Origin of the sequence: Dickeya undicola (assembly GCF_000784735.1) — a bacterium.
GTDB classification, from domain to species: Bacteria; Pseudomonadota; Gammaproteobacteria; order Enterobacterales; family Enterobacteriaceae; genus Dickeya; species Dickeya undicola.
Genome location: NZ_JSYG01000037.1, coordinates 18891 through 38252 on the forward strand (window position 1 = coordinate 18891; position 19362 = coordinate 38252).

At 53.9% G+C, this 19362-nt stretch carries 19 protein-coding genes; 7 read left to right on the plus strand and 12 right to left on the minus strand.

The annotated features are described in order from the left end of the window. Window positions 1–58: 58 nt before the first annotated feature. Entirely contained in the window at window positions 59–2536 is a 2478-nt protein-coding gene (gene plsB / locus OB87_RS17190; RefSeq protein ID WP_033570631.1) for a glycerol-3-phosphate 1-O-acyltransferase PlsB, read from the minus strand. Between the two features lie 128 nt (window positions 2537–2664). Between plsB and OB87_RS17195 the strand changes: the two genes are divergently transcribed. Together OB87_RS17195 and lexA are read left to right on the plus strand one after the other, a co-directional pair. Next, on the plus strand, window positions 2665–3030 hold the full coding sequence (locus tag OB87_RS17195) for a diacylglycerol kinase (protein WP_033570632.1): 366 nt from the start codon (window positions 2665–2667) through the stop codon (window positions 3028–3030). A gap of 109 nt (window positions 3031–3139) precedes the next feature. Continuing rightward, window positions 3140–3751, plus strand: coding sequence for a transcriptional repressor LexA (gene lexA, locus OB87_RS17200; RefSeq protein ID WP_022632067.1), 612 nt, complete (start codon window positions 3140–3142; stop codon window positions 3749–3751). 228 nt (window positions 3752–3979) lie between these two features. On the opposite strand, the gene zur is transcribed toward lexA, so the two are convergent. Continuing rightward, window positions 3980–4489, minus strand: a complete 510-nt coding sequence (gene zur, locus OB87_RS17205; RefSeq protein WP_033570633.1) for a zinc uptake transcriptional repressor Zur — start codon at window positions 4487–4489, stop codon at window positions 3980–3982. Between the two features lie 264 nt (window positions 4490–4753). After that, the gene (locus OB87_RS17210) at window positions 4754–5458 is read right to left on the minus strand and encodes a pirin family protein (RefSeq protein WP_033570634.1); all 705 of its coding nucleotides are present in this window, start codon (window positions 5456–5458) and stop codon (window positions 4754–4756) included. 109 nt (window positions 5459–5567) lie between these two features. Between OB87_RS17210 and OB87_RS17215 the strand changes: the two genes are divergently transcribed. Continuing rightward, entirely contained in the window at window positions 5568–6464 is an 897-nt protein-coding gene (locus OB87_RS17215; RefSeq protein WP_033570635.1) for a LysR family transcriptional regulator, read from the plus strand. A gap of 109 nt (window positions 6465–6573) precedes the next feature. On the opposite strand, the gene OB87_RS17220 is transcribed toward OB87_RS17215, so the two are convergent. From OB87_RS17220 to OB87_RS17260, 9 genes are all read right to left on the minus strand, one after another. Continuing rightward, window positions 6574–7560, minus strand: a complete 987-nt coding sequence (locus OB87_RS17220; RefSeq protein ID WP_033570636.1) for a glutathione S-transferase family protein — start codon at window positions 7558–7560, stop codon at window positions 6574–6576. Window positions 7561–7665: 105 nt separating this feature from the next. Further along, on the minus strand, window positions 7666–8061 hold the full coding sequence (locus OB87_RS17225; protein WP_033570637.1) for a DoxX family protein: 396 nt from the start codon (window positions 8059–8061) through the stop codon (window positions 7666–7668). 282 nt (window positions 8062–8343) lie between these two features. After that, the gene (locus OB87_RS17230; protein WP_033570638.1) at window positions 8344–8649 is read right to left on the minus strand and encodes a YqjK-like family protein; all 306 of its coding nucleotides are present in this window, start codon (window positions 8647–8649) and stop codon (window positions 8344–8346) included. Further along, window positions 8646–9044, minus strand: coding sequence for a phage holin family protein (locus OB87_RS17235; protein WP_033570639.1), 399 nt, complete (start codon window positions 9042–9044; stop codon window positions 8646–8648). Before OB87_RS17235 ends, OB87_RS17230 begins: the two co-directional genes overlap by 4 nt. A gap of 3 nt (window positions 9045–9047) precedes the next feature. Beyond that, window positions 9048–9353, minus strand: a complete 306-nt coding sequence (locus tag OB87_RS17240; RefSeq protein ID WP_033570640.1) for a DUF883 family protein — start codon at window positions 9351–9353, stop codon at window positions 9048–9050. A 186-nt stretch (window positions 9354–9539) separates the two neighbouring features. Continuing rightward, complete coding sequence (gene mzrA, locus OB87_RS17245) at window positions 9540–9890, minus strand: EnvZ/OmpR regulon moderator MzrA (protein WP_033570641.1); 351 nt, start codon at window positions 9888–9890, stop codon at window positions 9540–9542. Window positions 9891–9893: 3 nt separating this feature from the next. Next, complete coding sequence (locus OB87_RS17250; RefSeq protein ID WP_033570642.1) at window positions 9894–10568, minus strand: DedA family protein; 675 nt, start codon at window positions 10566–10568, stop codon at window positions 9894–9896. 510 nt (window positions 10569–11078) lie between these two features. Continuing rightward, window positions 11079–11858, minus strand: a complete 780-nt coding sequence (gene exuR, locus OB87_RS17255) for a transcriptional regulator ExuR (protein ID WP_033570643.1) — start codon at window positions 11856–11858, stop codon at window positions 11079–11081. 223 nt (window positions 11859–12081) lie between these two features. After that, window positions 12082–13383, minus strand: a complete 1302-nt coding sequence (locus OB87_RS17260; protein ID WP_033570644.1) for an MFS transporter — start codon at window positions 13381–13383, stop codon at window positions 12082–12084. A gap of 516 nt (window positions 13384–13899) precedes the next feature. Between OB87_RS17260 and uxaC the strand changes: the two genes are divergently transcribed. From uxaC to OB87_RS17280, 4 genes are all read left to right on the plus strand, one after another. Next, window positions 13900–15309, plus strand: a complete 1410-nt coding sequence (gene uxaC, locus OB87_RS17265) for a glucuronate isomerase (RefSeq protein WP_033570645.1) — start codon at window positions 13900–13902, stop codon at window positions 15307–15309. A 375-nt stretch (window positions 15310–15684) separates the two neighbouring features. Next, window positions 15685–17136 carry a tagaturonate reductase gene (locus tag OB87_RS17270; protein ID WP_033570646.1) on the plus strand — a complete coding sequence of 484 codons (1452 nt, stop codon included), beginning with the start codon at window positions 15685–15687 and terminating at the stop codon, window positions 17134–17136. An 18-nt stretch (window positions 17137–17154) separates the two neighbouring features. Continuing rightward, the gene (locus tag OB87_RS17275; protein WP_033570647.1) at window positions 17155–18645 is read left to right on the plus strand and encodes a UxaA family hydrolase; all 1491 of its coding nucleotides are present in this window, start codon (window positions 17155–17157) and stop codon (window positions 18643–18645) included. Window positions 18646–18774: 129 nt separating this feature from the next. Beyond that, the gene (locus OB87_RS17280; RefSeq protein WP_033570648.1) at window positions 18775–19320 is read left to right on the plus strand and encodes a YgjV family protein; all 546 of its coding nucleotides are present in this window, start codon (window positions 18775–18777) and stop codon (window positions 19318–19320) included. Window positions 19321–19362: the final 42 nt, after the last annotated feature.

A 19362-nucleotide genomic window follows, 5' to 3' on the forward strand; every position in this document is an offset into this window, starting at 1 on the left:
CCGGATATTCTTCTGGCAATAAATGTAGCCCTGCGGAGTGGATCCGCAGGGCTGATTATCATTCGGTTTCTTCTTTTTCAACGATACTGGCGGCTGGTTCGCTATCGTCGCTTTCCTGTGCCAGACTGGCGCTTTCAATCGTCAGCTTCACTTCCGGACTCAGTAACTCGCCCAGAATGGCGTAAATCGCCTGGACGTGCTCCAGCACCGCTTCACCGCTGTCACTGACATAGCCTTCGTTACGCAACGTGTTGACCAGCGTTGAGAACACCGCCTTGTCGAAAAACTCCGGTGCGTTGATACCGTGCAACACTGAGAGACGTTGCGCCATGCTGCGACTTTCTTTTTCCAGCGCCCCGCGGCTGATGGTTGGGTTGGCACTCAGCAACGCCAGGGTAATGGCGTAACGTTGCAATGTTTCGCGGACACCGGCGGCCAGCAGTTGCAAGGCGCGGATACGCACAGGGTTCAGTTCCAGCCCGCTATCCTTGTTCAGAATCAACTGTTGGCGCGCCAGCTCGGCCACCAGGGCGTCCAGCACATCAGACAGCTCGGATTTCTGGTAATGCAGGAACAATTCGGCCTGCAACAGCGGATAAATCAGCGTTATCTGGCGCAGCAGCTCTTCGGTGGTGATGCGGCGATAATGCATCACGATGCTGGCAACCAGCGACGGCAGCACCAGCATATGGTGGATGTTGTTGCGATAGTACGTCATCAACACCGCCTGCTCGCGTGGCAGGATGATAATGTCGCCGACGTTGTCCTTTTCCACCTCGAACTTGTCCATACCGAGCGCGTGTTCCAGCAATTCGGTGGCAGTTTTGTTCGGCACGGTGATATCGCTGCTGTAAGGAACGTTACGCAGTAATTGCAAATAACACTCCAACTGCTCTTCCATTTGCTCACGCGTCAGTGCCCGCTGGCGGGAAGCCAACAGCGCGGTACAGCACAGGTTCATGGCATTGGCCGCTGCTGCGTTGTTGATGCGCACCATGATGTCGTCAGCGATATCCTGCACCGTCGGTGTCAGCCAGGCCGGACGCTGCGGATCGATAGGATCGATAGCGTCGCGCCACTGTGGCACACGGTTGTTGAGGTAAGTGGTCAGCGACAGCGGCTCGCCGATGTTAACGTACCCCTGGCCGAGATTACGCAGCTTACGCAGCCCGCGCACCATTTGCAGGAAACCTTCTTTTTCCTTGGTGGCACCGCGCAGTTCTTTGGCGTAAGTACCCACTTCCATCACGTGTTCGTAGCCGATGTAAATCGGCACCAGCGTGATCGGGCGGGTGCCGCCGCGCAGCATCGCCTGAATGGTCATAGCCAGCGTGCCGGTTTTCGGCTCCAGCAAACGACCGGTGCGGGAACGGCCGCCTTCGACGAAGTACTCCACCGAATAGCCGCGGGTAAACAACTCGCCCAGATACTCGCGAAACAACGTGGAATAGAGCTTGTTACCTTTAAAGGTTCGACGGATGAAAAAGGCACCGAGACGGCGGAAGATCGGACCGGCTGGCCAAAAGTTAAGGTTAATACCGGCGGCGATATGCGGCGGCACCAGCCCCTGATGGTAGAGCACATAAGAGAGCAACAGGTAGTCCATGTGGCTGCGGTGGCAGGGAACATAGACGATTTCATGCCCATCCTGCGCCAACTGGCGTACCCGCTCAGCATTGTGCACGTTGATGCCCTGGTACAGACGGTTCCAGGTCCAACCCAATACCCGGTCGGATAGCCTAACGGCCTCATAGGAGAAGTCGGCGGCAATCTCTTCCAGCAGCGTGATAGCGTTCTGCTGTGCCTTGTCGTGGGAAATTTTCTTGACCCGCGCTTCATCATCAATCGCTTTGGCGATGGCACGGGAAGACAACAGCTTGTTGAACAGCTCCTGGCGAACCGGCAAACGCGGGCCGACAGCGGCCAGTCGCAGACGGGAGAAATGCATACGCGCCACGCGTGCCAGTTTGTGGGCGATGGTCTTGTCGGTGCCGTGCTCGGTCGCCATGTAACGCAGCGAGACAGGAACGGAGAACCGCACAAAGCTGTCGCGACCCAGCCACAGAACGGCGAAGAATTTCTCTATGCCGTTCAGCAACCGCAGATGTGGCGTGTCCTGATTCTGCCCTTCGCGGCCGGGTGAGCGGCCAAACATGACCGACACCGGCACCATCTGTATGTCGAGTTCCGGATTGTTGCGGTGTAAATCCAGATAGTCGTGAAACAGTTTTATCGACTGCTGTTTGGGCACGTAGTAACGGAACAGGCGCGGGCCGTCGTTGACAAATACGTGGCTCGGCAGGGTTTTTCCGTCGATCGTTAACGGCTGCAACGGGTCAGGCAGATTGAGCTCCAGGCATTTGGTGCGCAGAGTCAGCAGGTCCGCCTTGGAATTGTAGGGCAGCACATAGAAGATCGGCCGAGTTGGATCCAGACGTTGTTCGTTAACGGGATCCTGTGGGATAACCTTACTCTTTACCAAGAGTTTTAGTGGGAAATTCAGTAGTTTATAGTAGATTCTACGCCAACCTGACATAACAACCAGAAGCCTCTTGTTAGCAATGCGGGCCAAGGATACCAGAAACCCGGCAGGATATCTGTGGTGATGAGACGATGGCAACGCGTTAAAATTGTGGCCAATGACAAATTAAAGGTGGAATAAGCATGAACAAAACAACGGGAATAACCCGCATTATCAAGGCGGCGGGTTATTCGCTACAAGGGTTGAAACAGGCATGGCGGCATGAAGCCGCATTTCGTCAGGAGTCATTACTCACCCTTGCTGCGATTATTATTGCCTGCTGGCTGCCAGTTTCAATGGTGGAGCGGTTATTGTTGATCGGTTCCGTGGTGCTGATCGTGCTGTTTGAACTGGTTAATAGCGCGATTGAAGCGGTGGTAGATCGGGTCGGAATGGATTACCACGAACTGTCCGGCCGAGCGAAGGATATTGGCTCAGCGGCGGTATTTGTCGCCTGTTTGCTCGCGACCGGAGTTTGGGGAGCCATATTGTGGAGTCGTCTTGCGTGAGGCTTTGCATAATCACAGAAAAATCCGTGCAATAGCGATATCGCGGTTCCCATCAGCACTTTCCCTGTATATACTCACAGCGAAACTGTATAAACAACCAGGGGGCGGAATGAAAGCGCTAACTACCAGACAACAGCAGGTTTATGATCTGATTCGCGATCATATTTCACAAACCGGTATGCCGCCCACCCGGGCCGAAATCGCCAGTCAGCTTGGTTTCCGTTCGCCGAATGCGGCGGAAGAACACCTCAAGGCATTGGCGCGCAAAGGCGTTATTGAGATCGTCACCGGCGCTTCCCGCGGTATTCGTTTGCTGATGGAAGAAGAAGATCAGGGGTTACCGCTGATCGGTCGCGTCGCCGCTGGTGAACCGTTGCTGGCCCAACAGCACATCGAATGTCACTATCAGGTCGACCCTGCAATGTTCAAGCCCAGCGCTGATTTTCTGCTGCGGGTCAGCGGGATGTCGATGAAAGATATCGGTATTCTGGACGGCGACCTGTTGGCGGTGCATAAAACGCAGGACGTTCGCAATGGCCAGGTAGTGGTCGCACGTATTGAAGATGAAGTAACGGTTAAACGACTGAAAAAGCAGGGTAACGTTGTGCAGCTGCTGGCGGAAAACAAAGAATTCGCGCCAATCGTTGTCGATCTGCGTGAGCAGAATTTCTCGATTGAAGGACTCGCGGTTGGGGTGATCCGCAACAGCGACTGGAGCTAATGCCCCGGCTCTAGTCCGCTTTTGAGGGATAGAATCCTCCGCCCATGCAGGTGTTCAGCTTGTCTGGATGAACACCTGTGCTACCTGGCACGTTGACCGGGTTGAACGCGATGTATGGATTCAGGGATGTGCAGTGTATTCAGGAAAGAATCACTTTATTCAGCACGAACAATCGTATTCAAAAGGCGTCATGTGCCTGGAAGAGCCGTGTGAAGCAAAGCTTCACACTCAGCGCTTCTTCACCATAATGCTGTGATCATGATTACAGCTGTCCCGATGTTCACAGGACTCCACCTTCTGGCATTCGCCACACAAACCGTGGGCTTCCACCACACTGTGGCGCAGAGCGAAGCCCGCCTGTTTCGCCAACTGGTGCAGCGTTTCCTCAACGCCTTCCGTCTGACGTTCCGTCACCTGGCCGCAGCGGTCGCAGATAAACAATGCTGAAGTATGGCTATGTTCTTCAAAGTGATGGCACAGCACATAGCTGTTGGTGGACTCCACCTTGTGGATAAAACCTTGTTCCAGCAGAAAATCCAGCGCGCGATAAACGGTGGGGGGCTTGGCCTGAGGCTCGGAAACGCGAAGCAAATCCAGCAGATCATACGCGCTGATCGCACCGGGTTGCTGGGCCATTAAGCGCAACACTTCCTGACGTTGTGGCGTCAGACGTACATTGCGTTGCTGGCAAAGCTGTTCAGCCTGGGCAACAAGTTTGTCCGGATTGGTTGAATCCATTGCAGTAACCCTGAAGCGAGTGTGAAATCATGGCGGCATCTTACCATGACTGAACAAAAACGCCGAGATGGCTGCCTCAAGGTTGCATCAGGCTATCTTCGTCACATGGCATAACCGACGATACATAACGGGTGATCTATTTTTATTGCGGGATTTTGGCCATGTCCTGACCGGATTCGTCGTGTCGATGTTGCCCTGATTGGTAGCTATCAGGGCATGAGATAACATACATGGCGGGATGTTATACCTTCGGCCTTGCGCAGGCTAAACCACCAGGTCTACCAACAATACTCGTGTGGCGGTTTCTGCCCGGATGATAAGGCTGCTTTCCTGCTGGACAAATGCACCGTCACCGCAGCGCAATAGGTTAGGAATCGCTGCGCTATTGCCGTTGATGCTGATCGTACCGTGAATCGATTGCAGATAGGCGCGGTTACCGTTTAGCGTCAGGGTGTGTTGCTCGCCAGCCGCCAGATTCAGGTGGTGGACCCACACCTGCTGGCGCAAATGAAAGGCGTTGGCCGATTCATCCGGCGATGCCAGCAACTGGTAAGGTTGGTCCTTCAGCGCTAACCGCTGCAAGCACTGGTTTTCCCGTGTTGGACAGGCGTCCAGCCACAGTTGTAGCCGGGTCAGCGGCGTGTCGTTGCCGATATTATGCTCGCTATAGCTGATGTTGGGCTGGGCGGCCAGCAGCAAGGCTTCACCTGCTTTGGCGCGGGTATGGTTGCCGTTGCTGTCACGATATTCCGCCTCACCCTGCAACAGGATATTTAGAATGTCGACGCGGGGATAGGTTCGCGGCTGAAAGGAGGCACCTGGAGCCAGTACTTCCTGATTGAGCACACGCAGTGAGGCGAAACCCAGTAGATCAGGATCAAAGTAATGACCGAAAGAAAAGGTGTAACGTGCCTGCAACCAGCCATAGTCAGCCTGGCCGCATTGTTCTGCTGCTCTGCTAATGATCATGGTATTCGACCCTGAGAATTATTGATGGAGCGATAGTAATTGTCTGGACGATGGATTGTTAGCCAGTTAATCTGGTCGGTACGTTCAAAAATCCTGAATGAGTGAATATATGGCAAAAGAACGGGCATTAACACTGGAAGCTTTAAGGGTCATGGACGCCATCGATCGCCGGGGAAGTTTTGCTGCCGCTGCCGATGAACTGGGGCGAGTCCCGTCCGCTCTGAGTTACACCATGCAGAAACTGGAAGATGAGCTGGATGTGGTATTGTTTGATCGTTCAGGTCATCGCACTAAATTCACCAATGTCGGACGGATGTTGCTGGAGCGGGGACGCATTCTGCTGGAAGCCGCTGACAAACTGACCACCGACGCCGAAGCGCTGGCGCGAGGGTGGGAAACGCACCTGAATATCGTGGTGGAAGCGCTGGTGCCGACCGAGCGTTTTTTTCCGCTGTTGGACAAGTTATCGCTAAAGGCCAATACCCAGGTGTCATTATTGACCGAAGTGCTGGCCGGGGCATGGGAACGGTTGGAACAGGGGCGGGCGGATATTGTTGTCGCGCCGGACATGCATTTTCGTTCGTCTTCGGAAATCAACACCCGCAAGCTTTATTCGATAAAGAACGTGTACGTGGCAAGCCCAGACCATCCGATTCATGACGAACCAGAGCCGTTGTCGGAGGTTACGCGGATCAAATATCGCGGTATCGCGATTGCCGATACCGCCCGTGAGCGCCCGGTGTTGACAGTACAATTGCTGGATAAGCAACCACGCCTGACCGTCAGCTCGATGGATGACAAACGCCGGGCGTTGTTGGCTGGGCTGGGGGTGGCGACCATGCCGTATGAGCGGGTGGCACAGGACATCGCCGAAGGCCGTCTGCGGGTAGTCAGTCCGGAAAACACCATTGAAGGCCAAATCATCATGGCATGGCGACGCGACAGCATGGGCGAAGCCAAGGCGTGGTTTTTACGGGAAATTCCGCGTCTATTCAACACATTTTGATAGCGATATAACGGCAAATCACAACGCCGCCGGTTGGCTGAAATCAACCGGCGGCGTTGTTGTGTCTGGCGCGTGTTGGTAAATTCTGGGCGTTGTTGTTTACCCGCGTTTATGGATAGTGTTTATCCCGGCCGTGCGGCGCATTCAGGTCCATCTCAGGTCCAATGGAGATGATGGCGTGGGGATTGATGGTGCCGTGACTACGATAGTAGTGGTGGCGGATATGCGCCATGTCGACGGTATCGGATACGCCAGGCAACTGGTAAAGCTCACGCAGATAGCCATACAGGTTTGGGTAATCACTTATCCGGCGTTTGTCGCATTTGAAATGGGTGTGGTAGACCGGATCAAAGCGGATCAACGTCGTCCACAGACGAATGTCTGCTTCCGTGAGGTGCTCACCGGTCAGGTAACGTTGCCGGGTGAGGAGAGCTTCCAGTCGGCCCAGCGCGGTAAAGAGTTGCCCGACAGATTCATCGTAAGCGGTTTGCGTTGTGGCAAAACCCGCTTTGTACACGCCGTTGTTGACCTGGTGGTAAATCCACTCATTCAACTCGTCGATTTGCCCTTGCAACGCCTGCGGGTAGTAATCTCCGGGGGCCGCTCCGCAACCGTCGAATGCGCTATTGAACATACGGATGATATCGGCAGATTCATTACTGACGATGGTGTGCTGCTGAGTGTCCCACAGCACGGGAACGGTAACGCGTCCGCTGTAGTCGGTTTTGGCGTGCAGATAAAGCTGATAGAGAAATTCGTGCTGATAAAGCGTGTCGCCGGTGGCTTGTGGAAAATCGGTGTCAAAGGTCCAACCTTGGTCTAGCATCAGCGGATGCACGACCGAGACATCAATGTGTTGTTCCAGCCCTTTGAGTTTTCGCAGTAATAATGTGCGGTGAGCCCAGGGGCAGGCCAGCGAGACGTACAGATGGTAGCGACCGGCTTCTGCTTTGAAGCCGCCAGTGCCTGTCGGGCCAGCTTCGCCATTGGCGGTGACCCAGTTACGGAAAAAGGTCTGCGGTCGTTTGAAGTGTCCGCCGGAGGACTGGGTTTCATACCAGGTGTCGTGCCATACGCCGTCAACCAATAATCCCATAGCCAGATTCTCCCAGTAATAATGACAATGGCGGTCACAGGATGCTGTAGACCGCCGTCAAATGATAGTCAGGCTGTGTTGCTCAACTGATTATTCAGACTGCCATTACCATTTTTTGTTCAGCAGACGGTCGATGCTGAATGCGCCTGGACCGGTGACGAACAGCAGTACATAACCGCCAGCAATAGACAGGTTTTTCATGAACATCAACTGGTTTGCGCCCTGAGCGAAATCAGTATGGAAAATGAAGGCAGTCAACAGCGTGAAAAGGGCAGTAATGATCGCGGTAGTACGAGTCAGGAAGCCAAACAGAACCGCCAGACCGCCACCCAGTTCCAGCAGAATGGTCAATGGCAGCAACGCACCTGGAACGCCCATCGCCTGCATATACTGTTGGGTTGCGGCGTAAGATGCGCCCAGTTTGCCGTAACCGGCCACGATAAACAGGATTGGCAGCAGAATACGGGCAACCATCAGCAAGGCATTCTCAAAACTTTTCATCGATACTCTCCAGTAGTGTGTTTGCTGCCGGAGCAAAATCGACAAGGGCGCATCCGGCGTGGCTTGTTTAGAACGTTTGTGTAACAGATGGGAAGAATACTAGAGGCGAACGCTGGCCGGTGCTAGCGAGTAAAATTGTTGTTTTATGTCAGAAAAATTGACCATGCCGACAACCAATGAGCGAAAAAACGGAAAACGTTATGGATGCCGACAGCAGTGATGATAACGCCTGAAGACGATGCCGGTGCGTGACGATATAGCGAAAAGATGCAAAGTCGAGATTCAGCGCCGGGGGGAGCGTGTCGGAGATTGAACGACGGTGCGTATCAGTTTCAATGCGCTCCAGATGCCGGTCGCCCGACGTGCCAGTTTCACCAGACGCCGTGGGTGGCGTATCCCTAATATAGCGATAACCGGTGGGATCACGACCAGATAGCGGCGTATCCACGCCAGTTTCTGCCAATAGCTGTCGTAAGGGGCGGTGATTTCCAGCCAGCGGTTTTTGTTCGCAGCCAGATCCAGCCGTTGTTGCTGGATCTGGCGCAGCAGTTGCTGTTTCTCGGCAGCCAGACGCTGCTGACGATTCATTTTGACTCGTCCTCCAGCAGCGAGCGATCCGTCGCCAGTTCTTTACGGGTATCCCGTAATAGTGTAGAACGGCGCAGACGTTTTAGCGTCCAGAGTGCGCCGAACAATGCCAGTCCGAACAAGGTGGCCGTGATCCAGCACAAAGCCGTCAGGCGCAAGGCTGGATCTATGCTCCAGATTATCAGCACAATCAGGCTCATCAGGCCAAATGCGGTGAACAGCAGGGTTACCCCTACCATCAGTAACAACTGAATTAGCAGGTTTTTTTCCTGCTCCAGCTCCACCACTGCCAGCCTGAGACGTGTTTCCGCCATACCGATCAGAATGGCAAGAATGCGCTGTATGGTGGAAACGGCGGTGCCGCCGGGGCCCTGGCGTTGCGGTTCGGTTTCCATGCGTTAACGGCGAGCCAGCAACAAGCCCAGCACCACGCCGACAGCCGCGCCGATGCCAACCCCGGTCCAGGGGTTTTTATGTACGAAATCATCGGCGCACTGCGTTGCTTCGCGGGCTTGCGCTGAGATTCGTTCGCCAGTGTCATTCAGGCGCTCGCGTGACTCTTTGAGTACGGTTTCAGCTTTATCGCGCAGTTTTTCCAGTTCAGCCTTGGATTTGTCGCTGGAGGAGCGTAACACCTCTTCCAGCGTGTCTCCCAGAGAACGCAACTCTGCTCGCAACTGTTCGGTATCGGATTCTTGTGCCATGTGAACACTCCTTTACTTGATGAATCATAGTGTTAACCACTTTCAGTGTTAACTATAGTGCAGATTTTCATCTTTGCTGAAGGAATAACTACGGATAAGTCTGATAACTCGCTGTAAAACTGGCGGAATTATTTCGACAACAAGGGAATGGCATGACTGGTGGGACAAAACGCAACACGGCAGAGATCAGCTTCTGATAACCGCTGAAGTGCCGCTGATGCGTTGGGCAATGACAAGGGCGTGCGGTAGCGCGGTGCTCAGTATTTCTCTGGCCGCACCGCTTTGCTCTGGTGACGAGAGCCGCACGATGATGCTGTCGTTTTCCGGGGTAATGCTCTTGATAGCGATACCCCGTTCGTTAAGCCGCTGGTAAATATAGAAGCCATCCGGCAAGGGGGCACCCTGATGCATTGGCGTAATGTGCAGCATCACCTCGTCCGGCAAACGCCGTGACGACATAGACAGCAGCACGACCAGCGGCAACATCAGCAGCAACAGACGCCAGGAGGAGGGCTTTAGAAACCCGCGGTTGCTCATCAATCAATTCCTTTTTTCACGTGCCATCATGCGTTTTTTACGCCATAGCACCAGTAATGACCCGGCCAGGCCGATGAACAACAGAACCAGCGGCAGCATCATCAGGCATAACATCATCTGGTCTTCATATTTGCGAAATACCGGGGTTTTACCCAGTGCAAAGCCGAGTGAAACCAGAATGATCACCCACAAAAAACCACTCATCCAATTAAAGAACTGAAAGCGGGTACTGTTCAGCCCGGACAGTCCGGCAATGGTCGGCAGCAACGTCCGCACAAAGGCCAGAAAACGGCCAATCAACAGCGCGGATAACCCATGGCGGTGGAACAACTGATGTGCCCGCTGGTGATAGTGTGATGGAAGATGTGACAACCATCCTTGAACAACGCGTGTATTTCCAAGCCATTTCCCCTGCAAATAGCTGACCCAACAGCCAAGGCTGGCTGCAGTGGTTAACAGCGCGATGGTAAATGGATAATTCATGGTGCCTTTTGCGACCAACACCCCCACCAGAATGAGCAGGCTATCACCCGGCAGGAACGCAGCAGGCAGCAGGCCGTTTTCCAGGAACAAAATCAAAAACAACAGCAGGTAAATCGTCCAGACCAGTTTGGGATTGGCCAGGACTTCGAAATTCTGGTGCCAGAGAGCATTTAAAAGTTCTTTAACTATATCCATCTGGTGTTCCTGTACTGCGGCGTTGGAGAAACCATGCTGAGAACCTGTGACCTTTCAGCAATGCGGTTGTTGGCATAGTCCGATACCTGGAACCATGAACTGGCGCACTAATGAGGCGGTACGCAGAGTGGTCATTGCTGTACATCGGGTGGCGTTCTCCTTCACGTCCTGCTCACGCTGATAAACATGGTGATACAGGCAGTGGACCGGTTTGTCGGGGAACACAGGCGCTTTTCAGCACATTTCCCCCACTTGCCATGTTACTTTCCGGCTCTTTTGCCTTTCAGGTTGTTCTGCCAGTAATTAAGCGTAAAAAAAGTATCCTAACTGTAACAAAAGCGGTGCGGGCGAGATAGGAAAATATCACGTTCTGAAAACGTATAACGACCTGTTTATAGGGAAAAGGTTGTGATTGCCGTCATATTTTACACTTGCTGACAGAACTCGACGCTGGATGACTTTTTTGCCCCCGAATGGTGGGGGCAACGGGCAGGAAAAGTAGGGGGAAACTCAGGATTTGCCGCTGGTGATGTGATCGAGATGGACGACCGGATTTTCGGCGAACATGTAGCGGTCAACATTGAATTCAAAGTCATCGGTGGTGGCACGGAACAACATCTGCTTGGTGTTTTCCAGGTGCTGCCACATTGCCAGTTTGGCGGCGTATGGATCTTTGCGGATCAGCGCTTTAAGAATCTGATCATGCTCTTCGCACCAGCTTTCGATCGACTTGTCGTCGATATGTTCATGCAGCTTGCGCCAGTAGGGGTTATGGATGCGCTGGCTCCACATTTTTTCCACGATGGTCGCCATGGCCGAGTTCTGGGTAGCCAGTGCGACCTGCACGTGGAATTTCAGGTCCCACTCCGAATCGCGGAAACGATCTTCCTGACGCGCATTTTCCTGAATTTCCATCAGTTGGATGATGTCTTGCCGGGTGACCTGAGTGGCGGCGAACTCTGCAATATTGCTCTCTATCAATTGACGCGCCTGTAGCAGTTCGAACGGCCCGGCGGTGAGAAAATCGGCGTCGCTACCGTTGGAGGCTAGCAGATGGCGCTGTTGGCTGGACATGACGTGAATGCCGGAACCTTTGCGGACTTCTACGTAACCTTCTACTTCCAGCATGATGATGGCTTCGCGTACCACGGTACGGCTGACGTTCATCTCTTCGGAAATATTGCGCTCAGCCGGTAATTTGTCTCCCACCGGATAAACGCCGTTCTCAATGCGTTGTTTTAATTCTGCGGCCAACTGCTGGTAGAGCCGTCTGGATTCTGTCAGTGCCATGATGCCTGCTCTTAAGATAGAGGACGCTCCCTGAGGTAATGTGCGTCACTGCGACTATCTCGTTATTAATGTAGACTGATATTCAATATAGATTTGTTATACCACCTACAGCAGACGGCGACCAACACCCACGTCACAGTTAGCTGTTGTGATAAATCCGGAGGCAAGGATCCATCCGGTATCCCATGATACCGGATGAATGGCGTGAAGCAGAAATTGTCTGTCAGTGTTGTTGTGCGGTTTTCAGGTCTGCGCCGTTGTTTCCTTCTTCGGAAGCCGGGCGGTTCTTCAGTACCGTCCAGATAACGATCGCACCCAGCAGGTCAAATATTGCCAGTACAGCGAACAGCGGGCTGAAGCCGATGGTATCGGCCAGAGCGCCCACGACCAGGGCGAACAGGGTGCTGGCGGTCCATGCAGCCATCCCGGTCAGACCGTTGGCGGTGGCCACTTCGTTACGACCAAACACATCAGAAGACAGGGTGATCAGCGCACCGGACAGGGACTGATGGGCAAAACCACCGACGCACAGCAGCGCGATAGCGATATACGGGCTGGTGAACAGGCCGATAGTGCCGGGGCCGATCATCAGCAGTGCACCCATCGTTACCACCAGTTTGCGGGAAACGATCAGGTTTACTTTGAAATATTTCTGGAACAGCATCGGCAGATACCCGCCTACGATACAGCCCAAGTCGGCGAACAGCATCGGCATCCAGGCGAACATGGCGATTTCTTTCAGGTTAAAGCCATAGACTTTGAACATGAACAGCGGGATCCAGGCGTTGAAAGTACCCCAGGCCGGTTCAGCCAGAAAACGCGGCAGTGCAATACCCCAGAATTGACGGTTACGCAGAATCTGCCAGGCGGACAGTTTTTTGGCATTGCCGACCTGATGCTGAGATTCCTGGCCATTCAGGATGTAGTCGCGCTCTTCCACGCTGAGTTTTTTCTGGTCTTTCGGATGCTTGTAGAAATAGAGCCAACCAATAGCCCATACCATGCTCAGCGCACCGGTGATCAGGAATGCCATCTGCCAACTGTGCATCATGATAGCCCAGACCACCAGCGGCGGAGCCAGCATACCACCAATTGAAGAACCGACGTTGAAGTAGCCGACGGCGACAGAACGTTCCTTCGCTGGGAACCATTCGCTGCTGGCTTTCAGACCGGCAGGAATCATCGCGGCTTCCGCTGCACCGACCGCACCACGTGCGATGGCCAGGCCGCCCCAACTGTTTGCCAGCGCGGTGCCAGCGCAGAACAGCGCCCACAGGACGGCAAATACGGCATAACCGACTTTGGTGCCCAGCAGGTCCAGCACATAACCGGCAACAGGTTGCATAACGGTATAACAGGCTGAATAGGCCGCAATAATATAGGAGTATTGCTGGGTGCTGATATGGAGCTGTTCCTGCAGTGTTGGCGCCGCTGCGGCAATTGCGTTACGCGTCAGGTAGCCCAGAACGGTCCCTATGGTGACCAGTCCGATCATGTACCAGCGCAAGCCTTTGATCTTGAACATGTTAAATATCTCTCCGAGTTTAATTACCACAGCGGAACCTGTCATTGCTCTGCCGCGATAGGTGTAGACCACGCCGAAAGTGACGGGATGCTGTTGCACCCCGGTCAAAACCTGCGGGAGTTGCCGCCTGACCGGTTGCCCTGCTGCCGGGCACGGCTGGCGGGCTGCGACGGCGATCCCGCCGTGCGCGTTATTGTTTTCCGGTGGGGATATCAACCTTGTTGACGATATTGAGATTGAATCCCCTCATCAGGCAGCGCTACAATAATTTGTCATACCAATTTAAAAGTTGAGTGATATCACAAAACCATTATTTTGATAGGGAATAAAATAATTCGGTCCGCAACAACCGCTGTCTGGCGTGGCTGAAGCGTAAAAGTGGTGTGATGGGAAGTGATTTATGCCATTTTTGCGATCATGACCTCACTAATGGTGTCAGTTATCGCAGATAATTGGTGTGATATCTTTGTAAGCGCGACCGCATTTGGTTGGCAAATGTAGTGTGAGGAAGCAAACATGCCCCAGTTTTTAAGTGAAGATTTTTTGTTGGATACTGAGTTTGCCCGTCGGCTGTACCATGAATTCGCAGCGGATCAACCCATTTTTGATTACCACTGCCATTTGCCGCCTGCGCAGATTGCCGAGAATTACCGCTTTAAAAACCTGTATGACATCTGGCTGAAGGGCGACCATTACAAATGGCGCGCCATGCGCACTAACGGCGTGCCAGAGCGTTTCTGTACTGGCGATGCCAGCGATTGGGAGAAATTCGAAGCCTGGGCCGCCACTGTGCCGCATACCATCGGCAACCCGCTGTATCACTGGACGCATCTGGAATTGCGCCGTCCGTTCGGCATCACCGGCACCCTGCTGTCGCCGTCTACCGCTAAAGACATCTGGAACCGCACCAATGCGTTGCTGGAACGTGATGAGTTCAGCGCACGCGGCATCATGCAGCAGATGAACGTGAAAATGGTCGGCACCACCGACGATCCGATCGACGATCTGGCGCATCACAAAGCCGTCGCTCAGGATAAAACCTTCTCTATCAAGGTGCTACCAAGCTGGCGTCCTGACAAGGCATTCAATATCGAACTGGCGACCTTTAACGATTATATGGCGAAGCTCGGTGAAGTGTCCGATACCGATATCCGCCGTTTCAGCGACCTGCAGGCCGCGTTGACCAAACGTCTGGACCACTTCGCCGCCCACGGTTGTAAAGTGTCCGACCATGCGCTGGACGTGGTGCTGTACGCCGATGCGGATGAAGCCACGCTGGATGGCATCCTGGCCCGTCGCCTGTCTGGCGCAACCCTGAGCGAACACGAAGTGGCGCAGTTCAAAACTGCGGTACTGGTGTGGCTGGGGGCTGAATACGCTCGTCGCGGCTGGGTGCAGCAGTATCACATTGGTGCGCTACGCAACAACAACCTGCGTCAGTTCAATCTGCTGGGGCCGGATGTGGGCTTCGACTCCATCAACGACCGCCCGCTGGCGCAGGAGCTGTCCCGTCTGCTCAGCAAGCAGAATGAAGAAAACCTGCTGCCGAAAACCATCCTGTACTGCCTGAACCCGCGTGATAACGAAGTGCTGGGCACCATGATCGGTAACTTCCAGGGCGAAGGTATGCCGGGCAAGATGCAGTTCGGTTCCGGCTGGTGGTTCAACGACCAGAAAGACGGTATGCAGCGTCAGATGACGCAGTTGGCGCAACTGGGTCTGCTGAGCCGTTTTGTCGGCATGTTGACCGACAGCCGCAGCTTCTTGTCCTACACCCGTCATGAATACTTCCGCCGCATCCTGTGCCAGATGATCGGCCGTTGGGTGGAAGACGGCGAAGCACCGGGCGACCTGCCGCTGCTGGGTGAGATGGTGAAAAATATCTGTTTCGATAACGCCAAAAACTATTTCGGCATCGAGTTATAACCAAAATAATTCGAGTTGCAGGAAGGCGGCAACCGAGAGACAAATTCGTCGGGAACGAATTTGACCAGCCAACGGCTGGCCTCCGGTGAGAGACAGGATGTCTCTCATTTCATCCCTGGGAGCTTACATCAGTAAGTGACCAGGGTGAGTAAGGGCAGCCAACATACCTGCAACCTGAAGTATGACGGGTATATAAGAAAAAGGAGGGCGGGCGCTATCGCGGGCCCGTCTGTCAATGTTGTGATTTCGGGCTGGCGCAGGGTGCTCAATCCGCCGCCCTGACGCTGTCGTGCTGACCTGACGCTGCCGTAATGATCTGACGGTTGTACCGACTGGCGTTTGTCCCGAAGTGTCGTGTTCTGAGGTAGCTTGTTAATGCAAACGCTGAATCGTCGTGATTTTCCTGGCCGTCGTCACCCTGATCGTGTTATCCAATTTGGCGAAGGCAATTTCCTTCGCGCCTTTATTGACTGGCAACTGGATCTGTTGAATGAACATACCGATCTGGATGCGGGTATTGTAGTGGTTCGTCCGATTGATACCGATTTTCCACCCGCGCTGGATACTCAGGATGGTCTGTACACCACCATCATCCGCGGCCTGAACGAGCAGGGTGAAGCGGTGCGTGAGCCGCGTTTGATCCGCTCTGTGAACCGTGAAATCAACGTTTACCGTCAGTTTGACGAGTATCTGGCGCTGGCGCATGACGCTAACATCCGCTTTATGTTTTCGAACACCACGGAAGCAGGCATCAGCTACCATGCTGATGATCGTCTGACCGATACGCCACCCGCCAGCTTCCCGGCCAAACTGACCCGCCTGCTGTTCGAACGTTTCAATCACTTTAACGGTGCTGCCGACAAAGGTTGGGTACTGTTGCCGTGCGAGCTGATCGACTACAACGGCGAAAAACTGAAAGAACTGGTACTGCGCTATGCGGCGCAATGGGAACTGCCTGCGGCGTTCACCACCTGGCTAAATGAGCACAACACCTTCTGCTCGACGCTGGTGGACCGCATCGTAACCGGTTATCCGCGTGCTGAAGTAGAGGCATTGCAGCAGGAACTGGGCTATCAGGATACCTTCCTGGATACCGCCGAATACTTCTACCTGTTTGTAATTCAGGGGCCACAGTGGCTGGCAGAAGAACTGCGCCTGAACAAACTGAAGCTGAATGTGCGCATTGTTGATGACATTAAGCCGTACAAAGAACGCAAAGTAGCGATCCTTAACGGCGCGCATACCGCATTAGTGCCGGTAGCGTTCCTGGCTGGCCTGGATACCGTGGGCGAATCGTTGAATGATGCGCAGATCGGCAAGTTTGTCGAAACCACCATCGCCGAGGAAATCGTGCCGGTGCTGGATCTGCCGCACGACGAGTTGGTGTCATTCGCGCAGGCGGTGCTGAGCCGTTTCAGAAACCCGTTCATCCAGCATCAGTTGTTATCTATCGCCCTGAACGGCATGACCAAATTCCGTACCCGCATCCTGCCACAGTTGCTGACCTACCGTGAACGCCATGGTGCTTTGCCGAAGCGCCTGACCTTTGCCCTGGCGGCATTAATCGCTTTTTATCGTGGCGAGCGCAACGGCGACAGCTACCCGTTGCAGGATGATGCTCACTGGCTGGAGCGTTATGAGGTGCTGTGGGGCGGCGTGCGTGCTGGCACTACATCGCTGGCGGAAGTCGTAAATGTGGTGCTGGGCGATGCGGAGCACTGGGAGCAGGATTTGACGCGGGTGCCTGGTCTGGCGGCGTTGGTTACTGAACAACTGCAGGCTATCGTTGAGCGCGGTATGCGTGACGCGGTAGCGGGTTATTGCTAATCGCATAAGGTTTTATCCATGCAAAGCATCATCAAAATTCATTCGTTGGACAATGTTGCCGTCGCCTTGCGTGATCTGGCGCAGGATGAAACGGTGTCGGTTGGCGATATCTCCCTGACGCTGCCGCAACCGGTGGCGCGTGGGCATAAGTTCGCCCTTAAACCGATTGCGTCTGGCGAGATGATCGTGAAATACGGTCTGCCGATTGGTCATGCATTGGTCGCCATCGCGTCCGGTGAACATATCCACTCACAGAATGCCAAAACCAATCTAAGCGATTTGGACGAGTACCAGTACCAGCCAGAGTTCATCGATCTACCGGCGCAAGTGGCGGATCGTGACGTTCAAATTTATCGTCGCCAGAACGGCAATGTTGGGATCCGCAACGAACTGTGGATCCTGCCGACCGTCGGCTGCGTCAACGGCATCGCCCGCCAGATCCAGCAGCGTTTCCTCAAGGAAACCAATGAGGCGGAAGGTATCGACGGCGTTTACCTGTTCACTCATCCGTTCGGTTGTTCCCAACTGGGGCAGGACCACGAAAACACCCGTACCATGTTGCAGAACATGGTGCGTCACCCGAACGCAGGGGCGGTGCTGGTTATCGGTCTGGGATGTGAAAACAATCAGGTATCGGCGTTCCGCGATACGCTGGGCGAGTTCGACGCTGATCGCGTCAACTTCATGATCTGCCAACAGCAGGAAGATGAAGTGGAAGCTGGTCTGGAACGTCTGCACCAGTTGTATCAGGTGATGCGCAATGATAAGCGTGTGCCGGGCAAACTCAGCGAGCTGAAGTTTGGTCTGGAGTGCGGTGGTTCGGATGGCCTGTCCGGTATTACTGCCAACCCGCTGCTGGGGCGCTTCTCGGATTACCTTATCGCCAACGGTGGCACTACCGTGCTGACCGAAGTACCGGAGATGTTCGGTGCCGAGCGTATCCTGATGAGCCGTTGCCGTGACGAAGCGACATTCGAGAAAACTGTGCATATGGTCAATGATTTCAAACAGTATTTCATTGAACATAACCAGCCTATCTACGAAAACCCATCGCCGGGTAACAAAGCGGGCGGCATTACCACGCTAGAGGAAAAATCCCTCGGTTGTACCCAGAAAGCAGGGCAAAGCCAGGTGGTGGACGTGCTCAAGTACGGTGAACGCCTGCATACGCCAGGGCTGAACCTGCTGAGTGCGCCGGGTAACGATGCGGTAGCCACCAGTGCGCTGGCAGGCGCTGGCTGTCATATGGTGCTGTTCAGTACTGGTCGCGGTACGCCTTACGGCGGCTTTGTGCCGACGGTGAAACTGGCGACCAACACCGAACTGGCACAGAAGAAACCGCACTGGATCGACTTTGATGCCGGGCGTCTGATTCACGGTATGTCGATGGATGCGCTGCTGTCGCAATTTGTCGATCTGATCGTTGAGATCGCCAACGGTAAGCTGGCGAAAAACGAGATCAACGATTTCCGTGAACTGGCGATCTTTAAAAGTGGTGTGACCTTGTAAAGCGGATCATAGCAACCTCGATCGTCAGCGATTCGGTTGTTGTAAAATCAAACGATTCCAAATAAAATAAAACGGCGTTTCATTATTTGAACGCCGTTTTTTCGTAATGGCGCTTTTAAGGCAGGGATCATGACATCTTACGTGTTTGCTCAGGCAGTTGGCGTACTGGCCTTTCTGGTCGGTATCACGATGTTTTTCAACCGCAATGAAAAGAAATTTAAAATCCAGCTTTCCGCTTACAGCGCAGTTATTGCGTGTCACTTCTTCCTGATGGGGGCGAACGCCGCGGGTATGAGTGCCATGCTGAACTCGGGCCGTACCCTGATTACCCTGAAAACCAACAATATCGCGGTGATGTTTGTCTTTATTACCCTGACGCTGGCGCTGGGCTTGCCGGGCGTGAAACACCCGATGGAATTGTTGCCGATTATCGGCACCGTGTGCAGCACCTGGGCGTTATTTCGGGCTCATGGATTGGCGATGCGCGGCATTATCTGGTGTTCAACCTCACTGTGGGTGATACACAACATTTGGCTGGGGTCGATCGGCGGGTCGCTGATTGAAGCCAGTTTTCTGGTAATGAACGGATACAACATCGTTCGTTTCTGGCGTATGCAGCGCAACGGCATTGATCCGTTCAAGCTGGATGAGCACTCGTCGACCAAGAGTGCCTGAGAAAAAAGCCCCGCGACGGCGGGGCTTGCGTTAACAGACGGA